The 12,543-nt window shown below is 43.3% G+C and carries 8 protein-coding genes and 2 pseudogenes; all 10 read right to left on the bottom strand.

What is annotated here, in order from left to right; genetic code table 11:
- Nucleotides 1-366 precede the first annotated feature (366 nt).
- A complete protein-coding gene (locus N667_RS0112895; RefSeq protein ID WP_027409959.1) occupies nucleotides 367-822 on the bottom strand; it encodes a hypothetical protein in 456 nt (151 codons plus the stop codon).
- 96 nt (nucleotides 823-918) lie between these two features.
- Nucleotides 919-1,401, bottom strand: coding sequence for an antitoxin YezG family protein (locus tag N667_RS0112890; RefSeq protein ID WP_027409958.1), 483 nt, complete (start codon nucleotides 1,399-1,401; stop codon nucleotides 919-921).
- Nucleotides 1,402-1,702, bottom strand: a pseudogene (locus N667_RS18735) (DNA/RNA non-specific endonuclease); the annotation flags it as partial.
- 511 nt (nucleotides 1,703-2,213) lie between these two features.
- A pseudogene (locus N667_RS18730) lies at nucleotides 2,214-2,637 on the bottom strand (SMI1/KNR4 family protein).
- A 97-nt stretch (nucleotides 2,638-2,734) separates the two neighbouring features.
- Nucleotides 2,735-3,202, bottom strand: a complete 468-nt coding sequence (locus tag N667_RS0112870; protein ID WP_027409957.1) for an Imm30 family immunity protein — start codon at nucleotides 3,200-3,202, stop codon at nucleotides 2,735-2,737.
- A 15-nt stretch (nucleotides 3,203-3,217) separates the two neighbouring features.
- Nucleotides 3,218-4,372: a pre-toxin TG domain-containing protein gene (locus N667_RS0112865; RefSeq protein WP_027409956.1), complete on the bottom strand. Its 1,155-nt coding sequence runs from the start codon at nucleotides 4,370-4,372 to the stop codon at nucleotides 3,218-3,220.
- A 4-nt stretch (nucleotides 4,373-4,376) separates the two neighbouring features.
- Complete coding sequence (locus N667_RS0112860) at nucleotides 4,377-4,679, bottom strand: hypothetical protein (protein ID WP_051530053.1); 303 nt, start codon at nucleotides 4,677-4,679, stop codon at nucleotides 4,377-4,379.
- A 115-nt stretch (nucleotides 4,680-4,794) separates the two neighbouring features.
- Complete coding sequence (essA, locus tag N667_RS0112855) at nucleotides 4,795-5,277, bottom strand: type VII secretion protein EssA (protein ID WP_027409954.1); 483 nt, start codon at nucleotides 5,275-5,277, stop codon at nucleotides 4,795-4,797.
- Nucleotides 5,267-8,050, bottom strand: a complete 2,784-nt coding sequence (esaA, locus tag N667_RS0112850; protein ID WP_027409953.1) for a type VII secretion protein EsaA — start codon at nucleotides 8,048-8,050, stop codon at nucleotides 5,267-5,269. The genes essA and esaA overlap by 11 nt, the downstream gene beginning before the upstream one ends.
- A 19-nt stretch (nucleotides 8,051-8,069) precedes the next feature.
- Nucleotides 8,070-12,509 (bottom strand): type VII secretion protein EssC, encoded by a 4,440-nt coding sequence (gene essC / locus N667_RS0112845; protein ID WP_027409952.1) that lies wholly within the window; start codon nucleotides 12,507-12,509, stop codon nucleotides 8,070-8,072.
- Between the last annotated feature and the right edge of the window lie 34 nt (nucleotides 12,510-12,543).

The raw sequence follows: 12,543 nt of genomic DNA, 5'->3' as shown, positions 1-12,543 counted from the left end.
CCATTCTCACCTTCTAGATGACTGTCAGTACTTACTGTCATTAAAGTAATTTCATTTTACTCCTTCGCTTTGTTTTTCGTCAAGGGATTAGAGTCGAGAGACAACGCTCTCTTCTCACCGCAATAAACAGCCGTCTTCTTCAGCTATGCTTCTTGATAGGCTTTCATCTATCAATAGGACTTTACTCGTATCTCTAAGCGGACTCTGTTTTAACTCAGCACCGCTAATGATAAAAACAACCTTATTGAGTGACCGGGTTCATTAAAGGGACAAATCTCAATTCCTAGTCATACTTTAGAGAGGTATTATTAGCCTCTTTCAAACCGATTAAGGCGATGACGTTGCCATCCATTCGGCTTTGTTTGCTTATATGTTTATATTTAAAACGGTCATAAAGTCTTTAATAACTGTTTCAACTTCCTGTTTTATTTCGAAAGGCGATAAGTTGATTATATATCCCTTTTTCTTTGAAAATAACGATTTACTGACATGCCAAATATGAATGTTCTCTATTAAATAACCGTCATCTTCATTACCAACTAATTTTCCACTTGAATCTTTAACGGCTAAGGAAATAAAGGAATAATAATAGGGTTCAAAGCATTGATCTTTTCGCATCCTGTGTTCTTTGCTACCTTTCAAGGCGGCCGCTTCATTAATTCTCTCTAATTCCATATCTAAAATATAGCCGTTTTGCATAAAAAACTTTTGATAATGGTCAAGCATATCGGCAATGATTGTTTCAATTCGTTCTTCCAGTTCGAAAATTTGTTTTTTTGATAACTCATTCAGCTTGATGAATTTGAATTTTCGTGTCTTCATCAGTTATTAATTCTCTTTCATTGTTCAAGTGGGAATAAGCCTCTCAATTTTTATCAAGTGTTTAGTTTGTCGATTGCGTAGTACGTCCTTTAGAGACTATTTTCCCTCTCTTTTCACCGTCTCCAAATATTTTTCTAAATGCTTTTTTCCTAAGTTACTTTTGGGTATGATACCAAGATACTTATATTTCCAAATAGTCTTTCTTTCATGTGGGTCTGCATCTGAGAGATCATCATAATTAAAATCAATTTTAAATTTTCCTGTACTTTCTAAAGTTAAAGTGAAATTTGTCCAAGCTTCTTGGTCGTTATCTTTAAACTCTGTCCAGAGCTTCATAATAAGATCGACCAATTGATGCCATTTCTCTGAGTATTTACACTCACTTATTGTAAAAAGCTTAGGAACATCATGACTGTAAATTGGTCTATCACCACCTTCAGGGTAGTAATAAAAATAAGTAGTCTGCGATCCTTCAATAATCTCACCATATAGATAAACCTTAGACCATTCCTCGGGAATAGTATCTACAATAACTTCTGCTATCTCATGGTATAGGATTCCTAATTTTTCTTCATTCATCTAACTCCCCCCTAGTACATTATCAAATCTCCTAATTTCCCAATCATCATCGCCAATTTTGTACTTAATATCAAAACTTATTGGACGGTGAGAATCTCCCTTATAATTTGGCTTTATCTTTACTTTCACTTCATCACCTTGTTTAATTGCATCTGCCCAAGTATTCTTAAGCTTCTTCCATTCCCCCTTGAATATTTCCATTAATCGGTACAAAGTTATCGACATCACTCAAATCTTTAAAAATACTTGCGATTAAATGGCCGCCTTGATCATCCGGTAATCTGTCTTCTCGACCTACAACTTTTTGAGCATAATTATTTTATCATGTTGGGGGACGCATCTTTCACCTCACTCATCCACATCCGAGACGCCGGCCCCATTCCCGCATACGCCGGCTGCCATGAAACGGAGGCGACGCTTTTGACTAATTCGTCTCATTGCTTCTTGAACAGGCGGGCGGTTTCCGCGAATGGCGCTTTGATGTGATTTGCCCGTGACCAGCATCTCTTATCTAGAAATTCCAGCCATGTTCCTTGTTCCATGTACAAACACAGTGGCAAATTACCATAAAAAAACGAAAACAACAAAACAGGTCACTATAGCCATATTCTGACCATAATTGACCTGTTCAACATAACGCTACTTCGCGTTAAATATTAAATAGATATACTTTTTTCAGCCATTCTGTACGTACATCACATCAAAATCCAAAAAACTCCTAAAATGTAGAACATAAATAATATTGGTAATAACGAAGTAGTTAATTCGGCACTAGATAACTCTGCTCAAAATCTTCTATTTATTCTTTATATCTACAAGTTATTGATTCCTTCTTGAAATATATCTAGCATATAATCATCAAATGTATCATAGCGAACGGAGAGTTCTTTCCCCCCTAATCCAACTATACACTCTTTCGTCATTAACATCCGCCGAATACATACATCGAACAAATTCTCCTGAATCTTCGATAACAATTAGTTTCTTATCTAGCCCTAACTTTCTCCATCTTTCAGTTGCCTTTACTACAGAGGCTCCAAGATTTCCTTCAATGCCTAAGATTTCAACCCCACATATACCGCCTGAGCCATACTCTTTTAGAAAAGCGCGATAGCTTTGAGGGAACTTTAAACCAAGTATTTCTTCAGCATTTCGGATATCCTCCTCTGATGCCCCTCCGAAAAAATCCCTTTCCTCGCCATACTCTTCGATCATTTTTATTATTTTCTCATTCATCGCATTTCTGCTCCTCTAGGCTCTTTTCAAATCAAATGGTGACGAACTTTCAAAAAATCCTGAAGCATTTATACTAGCCTTCAGGGTTCTAAATAAGTTATTTTATACTAGATAAAAACTCTAGTGCCGAGGCTTCAAATCGGCCAGGGTTTTTCTCCTTGATCTCATTTATAATTTGAACAACAAGATTCTTAACGTTAACATCAACTTTCGAAACGACTTTAGCATATGCTTTGCGTGAAGGAGCATCGTTGAGTATTCTTTTATGCAAGATTTTTACCCATCCCTTTGCATGAGGCAACATAGAAGGCAGCGATTCCGCAAAGTTTTTCAAGGATTCTTCTGCACCAAACACCTTATCATATGATTCAATCGCATGTATTAATCCAAACATAACCTCATCGCACTCTGTTGAGTCGTCAAACCCTAAACACAAATGTTTGATATGTTCAGCCTTTTTCATGCCCACAATATTAACAATTGCTTGTTCAAATTGCTGTATTTCTTGCTCTGTTCTGAGTAGACGACTATCTATTAGTTTTTGTGTTTCATGAGCAAGATCCATTGTTTCGCTCCTCCTTTATTTATTAAATAAATCTGGATACATATCCTTATTCATTCGAATAACATCTTTTAAACTTTGTCTAATTTCTCGGGTATATAATCCATCGTTCTTGTATATTCTCCTTGCATCCCAAATGTCATGCGCTAGGGCAGCCCTTGGAGATAGGTTTAAATATTCCTGAAGCCTCTGACCAATCATTCCGTAAGTAGCCGTTTTTCGATGTCTTCCACCGACTCCAGGATGTGGATGCTCCATATTCATACTTACACCATCATTTTTATGAATACCTGCTTTAGTTTTGATATATTTTGCGGATGGCATATGATGAGGTGTAATATTATCCCCACGACGTCCGGCATCTATTAACTCTTCATAAGTGCCGACCTTCCCTTCTTCTGGAAGAAGAGTTTTCCCCTCTCTCTTTCCAACTATCTCCTTCTCAACTTTCTTGATCATGTTGAGGGACGCATCTTTCGCCTCACTCATCCACACCCGAGGCGCCGGCCCCACTCCCGCATATGCCGGCTGCCATGAAACGGAGGCGACGCTTTTGACTAATTCGTCCCATTGCTTTTTGAACAGGCGGGCCGTTTCGGCAAGAGGGGAGCGGACGGTTTGGCGAAAGGCGATGTCGCCGATCGCTTTCATTTTATCATAGCGCACGACATGTTTCACTTTCGCAAGGGCGGAGGCGGCATCGATCGCCTTGGCCCCCTTGATCGCCGCTTTTCCGGCGACGCCGGCACTTTTAGCCGGAGGAACAATCGATAACAGCAACATCCCGCCCGCCAGCAGCCGGTCCCCGATCGACAGGCGCTCGCCGGTGATCGGGTCGTACTCGCCGAACACGCGCTGCACGTCATACCATCCGAGAAGCTCTAAACCGAATTCCCTCATGTTGTCGGCGAGCGTCTGGTCCGCTTGGCGCATCGCGGCGGCGGTGCGATACAGAAGTTCTTCAGCTTCGTTCAGTTTGTCTTCATAACGCTTCAGCCAATGAACGAGTTCGTCCCGCAGCGCTTCGATTGCGGGCGTGCTGACGCCGGGGAGGTCCATCGCAAGGGAAGAGGGCTCCCATGACAGCGTCGTCCGCGCCCGCTCGCAAGCGTCTTCGGCATCGGGAATGTGCTTCGCGACCGTTTCCAACTCATCAGGTTTCAACCGAATCATTTGATCACAACTCCTCTATCATTCGACGAAGACGGGCGATTTCCCTGCTGATTTCATCGACCAATTCATCCGCCGTCGCCTCAATCCGCGTCTCGATTTGTCTTAAATCGGCATAGACCCACTCATACGCTTCCCGCGCCTCCCCTTGCCAGTACGGAATATATTCATCGTTGGCGCGATAAAAGCCGCGAATGCCACCTTGAAATTCTTCCATCGCTTCATGCACTTGCCCTTGGTAAGATTGCAAAATGGCAATCGCTGCTTCGTAAGCCCTCCGCTTCATTTCCTTTTCAATCGAATCTACCATCGATGACACTTGTATTCCCTCCCCCGTTAAAATGGCGAAATAATGGCCAATATCAAGCTATTCCCGCTGTTTCAAATAAAAACTTTACATCGTCCCTCCATTGAATACTTAAGAGTTAGCGGACAAATTGTTTTATCCGTGGAACGATAATCACAAAAATCGCCGTAATCAGCCCGAAAACGAGAACTCCAAACAGCCAAAGCAAGCTGGATGAATCAGTCTCTTCCTCCTCATCCAATGGCAGGCGAGACGAAGCGGCCATCTCCTTCGCTGACGAAAACAGCTTTAGCTTTTCTGCTTTCGTCGCGATCGTATTCGTTTCCCGTTCCGGCGATAAAAACAACTGCGCTTTTGTCCGCTCCAAAGCGGAAGACGCCGGTCGCTGAAATGTCAATGGCAGCTGTTCTTTTGGCAGCTCTTTTTTCTCGTTTAAAAGCGACTGCTCGCGAATATAGTCCGTACGCAATTCGGTTTGTTGCTTCTCATATCGGTTCGGTTCCACCGCCGGCCATTCCTCTGCTTGTGCATCGTTTGCCGCTGCCGTCAAAAACAATAGGGCAAGAAGGAAAGGGAACCAAAAACGCCCCTTACCCTTCATACGTCCCCGCCTCCTCTTGCTGGATAGTGAGGCGATGTTTCAAAAACGGAACGACTGCCATAAGCAATGAGACGATTCCTATCGGTATCACGGTCGAATAAAAACTTTGCTGGTCGCCGTATTGAATCGACACATAGGCTTTCGAAATCGGATGTTCCAAATTAAAGTTTGGCAGCACTAAATCTAGCAGTGGAGTGATGAAGAAAAGCACAAGCCCGCTTCCGAGAATCCAACCGGTAAACGGTCCGATAAAAAACGCCAATCGAACCATCGAAGAGCATAAGAATAACAAAACGATCGTAAACACACTCCATTTGATGGCGCGCACGTCTTGCATCGGATAAATTTTCAAACCATATATATCGATAATTAAACCGACAATTAAATTCAGCATTATGAGTAATGCAAGCTGCATCATGAACGGAACATTTGAATAATAGTGAAGGAAAAAGCCAATGAGCATGCCGCATAGTAAAATGATGATAAACATCACAACCGGCGGCGTATATGTCGTTTTTTCCTCCGGCATGTCACCGCTCATTTGCACAGGATTTGTTAAATAATCGTAGACGTAGCCATTCGCCTGCTGATCCACCATCGTGTTGTTTAAAAGACGATATGCATCGTTTCTCATTTGCTTCGACGCATTAACATTCGCGGCCCATTTTCCGTTTAATTCGTCCGCCTTCGCTTGAACCGCCCCCACTTTTTCTTGCAATTCATTTGTATAGTCAGTAATGCGGTCTTGGCCTTCAGAAATCGAGGTCACAAGATCCGAGATTTGCTTTACATCCTGCATCGTGTTTTGCTGCATCGCAACGACAAATTCTCCATCGTTGTCTCCTAATATGGATTCAGCCTGCTCTCCTTCGTTCACTGCCTCTTGCAGCTGCATTGTCACCGCGTTGGCCGCATCGTTTAGCGCCTGCAGCTGGTTTGTAATCCCCTCCTGCACTTTTTGCACATTTTCATCGTATTCTTGTATATACCCAAGCGTCGCTTCAACAAACGATTGGGCATTCGCTTCTGCCGCTTCCGCATCTTTTAGCGAAGACGTTAAGTTTTTTTGCAACTGATAAAAATAAGGGGCTTCGCTATGCACATCCGATAACATGCGGAAGATCGCATCTTTTTCACTCCAATTCGCAAGAAGCTGGTCCACCACTCCTTCATCGAAGCTGCCCGCCTGCTGTACCGCGTCTTCAAAAACCGACAGCCAAGCAAAATAAGCAAGCAGATCCGTTGCATTTCGATTTTGAATCGTTCCTTGAAAATTGGACGATAAGGTTTGTTTTCGGCTTTCCGGTAATGACGGCAGGGCAAGAATCGCTTGTTCTTTCGCATTGATTTGCTGCACGATGGCCTCTATCGCTTTTCCAGCTTCTTCGTTTGGCTGCTCATTCAGCTGCTTTGTTAACTCTGTGTATTTTTGCTTCCATTGTTGTTGGAGCGCCAACTGCTGCTGCCACTCTTCTTTTGCCTTTTGCATTTCCGCTTCAAGCTGGCTGATTGAACCTTCAACATTGTTCCAATTTTCTTGCGGACTTTGCGGTTTGACTGTTTGCAGCTCTGTTTTTAAGTTGGCCACTTGCTTTTCGAGGGCGTCCAATAGTTTCGTATCCGCCGGCGGCGGCGCTTCGATCGATGCTGTGTTCGCGCTTGCTTGCTCTGAAGACGGCGATTGCAGCTTTTGCCGCAGCGGAATGAGCTGCTGCTGCAATTGATCGAGCGTTTTCGTGTCGATTTCCTTTTTATATTGATAAACTAAGTCTTTCTGCATGGCCAACAGCTGTTGAAATTGTTCATAAGCTGTCGATTTTTCCAGTTGTTCATTGAAGCTCGCTAGCGATGTGCGGCTCTGCGCTACTGTGCTGCGCAATGTCGAGACGGATTCGAGCAGATTTTGCCCTTGAAGCTGAAACTCCGGCTTCACATTCCACGGTTGTTCGAGCATGGAGCTCATTCCCTCGCCTAGCGCAGCCTCGTATTGATAAATTCCTTCTTGAACGACCTCATTTTGCCGCTGTTGATATTCTTTATATTGTCGAATGCTTTCAATAAAAGAATCGATTTCCTTTTCTGCCTGCTCTAATCCTTGCAATGTGCCTGTAGATGAATCTTCGGCATTTTTTGAAGCCGCCAGCAGCTGCTTCAGCATGTTTTTCTGGTTTTCAATCTCTTTTGTTAGTTTCGAAGAGCTAGGAGTATAGAAAGAATACATCGCATTTTGAAAGGCAATTTCCTTTTCCACGATATTGTTAAACTTCTTGCGAATCGCTTCTACCTCTTGCGCCACGTAGCTCCAATACAGAGTGGACATTTTTTGGTTGATCGTATTTTTAGATGCTTCTAGCTCTTTTTGCACCCGTTCTCTATTTTTCGCATCCAAATTCGGCTGGATTTTATATTGCACCATCGCTTTCAGCGGCTTTTTTTCATTAAATGATAAGATGTTCCTCGAAAAATCTGATGGCAAATAAATCACCGCATCGTACTCGTTGTTTTTTAGTCCATTTTCCGCCTGGCCGCGATTCACCACGAACCAATGATAATCGGAGTGGTCATCAAGCGCTGGGACGATCTCTTTGCCAAATAAATATGTTTTTTTGTTGTATTCCGCTCCCGTATCTTCGTTAACGACTGCGATATTGTTAGTGGCTTTTTCTGTGGCTTTCATCGGATTATGCCCGATGAAAGCAAAGAACAGCACGGGAAGGATAACAATAAATACGATTAATCCGATTAATTTTGCGATTTTCCACTTTCCGCTCATGTCCATTCACCTGATCCCTTTATTCGACTTTTGGAATTTGGATTTTGCATTCTTTTCCACTTACGACAAAATAGCCAAATCCCGGTTCAATTTCTTGTTCGTTTCTTGTAAAAGGCAGCACAAATAAGCTTTGCTCTGATTTTTTTGTTACTAAAATCGCTTGGCGAATTTGTTTCAGTTCGGCCGTTAATGCGTCAAAACCTTTCACAAATTCGTTTGCATTTCCTGCGATGATGACATGGAATCCAAGATGGCTATATCGTTTCATCATTTTGGCGATTCGATCTTGGATGAGGCTGTCGGTCGCCTGCTGAAGACGAGAGAGACTGTCGGCCATAAATACAATCGGCGGCCACGTTTGCTCTGCAATCTTTCCTTCGTTCACCGCTTTTAAATACACAGCCTCCCGGTTTTGCAACAGACCATCTGCTTCATTAAGCCATTGCAGCATTCCCTCTTTCGCTTCTATATAAGTGATGCCATCTCGACTAGCGTATGAAACAAGTCCGCGATCAATCCCATCAAACAGTCCAATGCTTTCAGGTTTTTGCACAAGCAACGCTTCTAAAATGACTTTTAACACATTCGTTTTCCCTTTTCTCGATTGTCCGACGATCAAGCAATGCGGGTCAGTCCGCATATTGACGGCAACCGGACGAACGGATTGTTCATCGAGCCCGATATGGATGAATCCAGATGCCCGATTTTTAACATACATGTTCGCAAAGACCGCAAACGGAAGGCGCGATGGAAGCATCGGAATCGGTTCTGGTTTCGGCACGTCTGTATATTTTTCTCTCAACCTTTCAATTTCTTTTTTTACATTTTCAAGCACCGCCATATCATCTTCTCCTTCGGCCGGAAGATACATTTGCGTTAATACTGCTTGATCCTTTTTCACAAGCGCCCTCCCTGGAATCGGCTCGACATCATACGGCGTTCGCCCGATTAACGAAAATTTTTCCGAACTGTCAATGAAGTAATGAACAATTTTTGTTTTTAAATTGTTCATAAGCGGCGGGCGAATTCCGTTAACCCTCGTCGCTGTCAGCATTAAAAAGATTCCAAGTGACTGTCCGTCTCGGGCATATTGAATCAACTGCGTTTCAAAGTCAGGCATTTCCTCTTTCACAAGGTCAAAATTGTCTAGCGCCACAATAATAATAGGAAGCTTTTCCTCAGACAGCGCATTATACAACTTAATCGTACTTACTTCCTTTTCCATAAACCGTTGCTTTCGCCGCTCCATTTCTTCTTTCATAAATTTAATAAACTTTTCGATTTTCTTTTCATCATCAAATCGGAAATAATCGGCCGTATGCGGCAATTGGCGCAGCGGCAATAAAGCATTGTTTCCGAAGTCGAAAATGTAATAATGAAGCTGCGTTGGGCTGTATGCGGCCGCAAAACTTAACAGCAACGTCATCATCGTCGTCGATTTTCCGTATCCTGCCGAACCGAAAATGCCGATATTTCCGTCTTCCATCCATTGATAGAAATAATCGGATTGGCTTTGCAGTTCCGGCTCGTCTTTTAAGCCGATCGGAAAATTCACCGTATCGGCTGCAAGCGAGGTTACGCGCGGCAATCGCGAGGCAAGCGGCGGCAGCCATGGACTTGGCAATTTTTCGATGTTTAATTGCTTTTGTGTTTCAATAATTTGCTCTACAACCATTTCAATTTCCGTTTTTGGCTTTTTGCGGCTCTGTTTCCTATCCGCGGTGACATTGGAGACAGGAACGAGCCCTAAATCAGTCACGATATAAATATCGTCTTCTGCCTCCACTCCCTCTTCCATATACGGCGCACCGCTCCATGCTGATTGAAACAGTTCGTATACTTCGTTATTCCCCACTTGAAGGTAGGCGCGCCCCGTCACTGTAATCGCCGCAGCATCGCCATTTTTTAATATTTCTTTACTATCGCTTGCATCTTGCACTTTTAAACTAATGCGGAAGCGGGCATTGCTCCAAATTTGCTCGTCGATTACGCCCCGCGGCTTTTGTGTTGCCAAAATAAGATGGACGCCCAAACTCCGGCCAATGCGGGCGGCGCTCACTAATTCGCGGATAAAATCTGGTTCTTCGCTCTTCAGCTCGGCAAACTCATCCGCAATTAAAAATAAATGCGGCAAAGGCTGTTCTGCCTTTCCTTGCTTGTATAATTCCATATAGTCATTAATGTGGTTGACTTCATAACGGTCAAACAGGCGCTGCCGTTTTTTCAATTCGCTGTTGATAGACGCGAGTGCCCGGGCGCTAAAGTTTTTGCTGCCGTGGATATTCGTAATCGTACCGAGCAAATGCGGCACATTTTTAAACGGTTGCGCCATTCCGCCTCCTTTGTAGTCGATAATTAAAAAGGCGACTTCGTGCGGGTGGAAGTGCACAGCCAGCGACAAAATGTACGTTTGCAGCAGCTCACTTTTCCCCGATCCCGTCGTTCCGGCGATCAAACCGTGCGGACCGTGCGCTTTTTCATGCAAGTTCAACTCGACGACATCTTTTCTTCCTTTTAATCCGATCGGCACGGCAAGAGATCGGGACGTTTGCTGTGCAAACCAATTTTTCTCGATATTCAATTCTTTGACATTGCTCGTTTGCAGCATTTCTAAAAATGTTACTTTTTCCGGTATCGAGTTGTTCATGCCTTTTTGATGGTCCAACGAACGGAGCATTCGCGCAAATGGCTCGTTTCCTTCAAATGAGTGCTCATCAAGCATAAATGGGATATGTGCCGCTTTTCGGTGCTGAATTAAAATCTCTCCCTCGCGCTCGTTGATATATCGAACAAGCGTATGGATATTTTCCGTTAAACTTTCCTTCGTCTCCGAAGCAAAAATAACGGAGATGCCGACTTGCTCATTCTTTTCCTCTAAATACTCCAAAATGACATGTTCCGCGATTAACGAACGGTCGGCCACGATAAATACAAAATGCGGAGAAAACCGCTTTTTCTCTTTTTCCTCGTCCAAATCGCGCTCCCGAAGCATTTCATAAATAGATGACAACAGCTGATCGCGTGTTTGTTCATTGTATATAAACCCTTTGGCGAACGAGTTAGGCAATTGGAAGTGCGGAAGCCATTTCATCCATTCCCACTGCTTATAATCTTTCTCTGCAAAAATTGCCACAAACCGCACATCATGATAACTATGGAAAAAGGCTATTTGCCCTACAAGCTGCTGAATTTCGTGATTGACAATCGAAGTTTTCCCCACCATTCCGATGGCCCCGCTTGATAAATCAATCGGAAGCGGTACATTTTTTACCGTCCGATAAACACGGGCCATTTGTTGCGCTTGCTCTAATAAATCATCGATTTCTCGGTTGGCCAAATCTCCCATACTTACCGATACTTCGTATGTAGACGGTACATCCGCGGCTCCAATTCGCAGATGAAGAAAGTCTGCGCTCTCTATCGTTCGCTCCCAAATGCGGTCGCTAATTTGTGCGACAAGTGATTTCATGCTTTCAAAGGATGGAAAGTGATAATATAGTACGTTTTTTTGTTGTTCGGACAAAGCTTGAAGCTCTTCGCGTTTTTGCTCCAAGTAGGTCGTATAAATGCGCCGCCTCTTCTCTTTCCTTGTTCTGCGCATTCTTTTTTCCCGAATATATTGCGCGGTCGATGTCACAATCGTCGTTACGAACATCACAAGCGAAATGAGAATAAAGATGCCTCGCGGCTGGATTAAAGCGATGACTCCCATGACAAGCAGCATCATAAATGGAGGTAAAATCATTAGCCATAAGCCGCGTTGGTCGCTATCTCCTTCTTGGCTTGGGAATGAAATGTTCACTTTATCAGTCGGCAGTTCGTAAATCATGCGCGGTGTGCGATGATACACCGGATATTTTTTTTTCATTTCAGAAATGGGCGGCAATGTTTCGGTCAATGAGGTGATCATTTCTTGACTGCTTGTAATCTCCAGTAAGTCATTTTCTAAAAAAACAAATTGTACATATGGACATAAGAGAAGATCACCGTTTTGTAACGGAGCAGCATCCGATATTTTCGTTCCATTAAGAAACAATGACGATCCATTTTTCGGGATGGCAAACCACTGTCCCTGCTGCCTCACAAACGACACGGTTGCTGTTGCCGTCTGGATATCAGCTTGCGGATCGTCTGAAACAAGCAGTTCCGTTTTATGTCCAACATAATAAATGTGCTTCTTCGCTTCTTCATGAACCCACACAATGGTCATCTTTTGTCCATGATCGTCTACGGTAACGGGATGCTCTGGCTCCAACTTTCCGATTGGTTGCCCCCCTTGAAACACGGCCATAACGGAAGCATCTGTTTGTTTTTGTATGCTGATATATCCATTACGAAATAAAAAAGATGGAATGGTAATATGATGTTCAAGCTGATTTCCAATAGAAATATAGTCTTCTTGTCCTGTCAGCGGAAACAATTGGCAATTACTCTCATAAAAAATCCACAATTGACTCATATAATCCTCTCCTATGATGCTTGCGGCTACGTTT

Origin of the sequence: Anoxybacillus tepidamans PS2 (genome assembly GCF_000620165.1) — a bacterium.
Taxonomy (GTDB): domain Bacteria; phylum Bacillota; class Bacilli; order Bacillales; family Anoxybacillaceae; genus Anoxybacteroides; species Anoxybacteroides tepidamans_A.
The sequence above is the reverse complement of the archived record's forward strand: the minus strand, read 5'-3'. Positions and strand labels throughout refer to the sequence as shown.

Coding starts and splice junctions, on each gene's coding strand:
- N667_RS0112895 (WP_027409959.1), bottom strand. CDS start 822: ATGAAGACACGAAAATTCAAATTCATCAAGCTGAATGAGTTATCAAAA.
- N667_RS0112890 (WP_027409958.1), bottom strand. CDS start 1,401: ATGAATGAAGAAAAATTAGGAATCCTATACCATGAGATAGCAGAAGTT.
- N667_RS0112870 (WP_027409957.1), bottom strand. CDS start 3,202: ATGGATCTTGCTCATGAAACACAAAAACTAATAGATAGTCGTCTACTC.
- N667_RS0112865 (WP_027409956.1), bottom strand. CDS start 4,372: ATGATTCGGTTGAAACCTGATGAGTTGGAAACGGTCGCGAAGCACATT.
- N667_RS0112860 (WP_051530053.1), bottom strand. CDS start 4,679: ATGGTAGATTCGATTGAAAAGGAAATGAAGCGGAGGGCTTACGAAGCA.
- essA (WP_027409954.1), bottom strand. CDS start 5,277: ATGAAGGGTAAGGGGCGTTTTTGGTTCCCTTTCCTTCTTGCCCTATTG.
- esaA (WP_027409953.1), bottom strand. CDS start 8,050: ATGAGCGGAAAGTGGAAAATCGCAAAATTAATCGGATTAATCGTATTT.
- essC (WP_027409952.1), bottom strand. CDS start 12,509: ATGAGTCAATTGTGGATTTTTTATGAGAGTAATTGCCAATTGTTTCCG.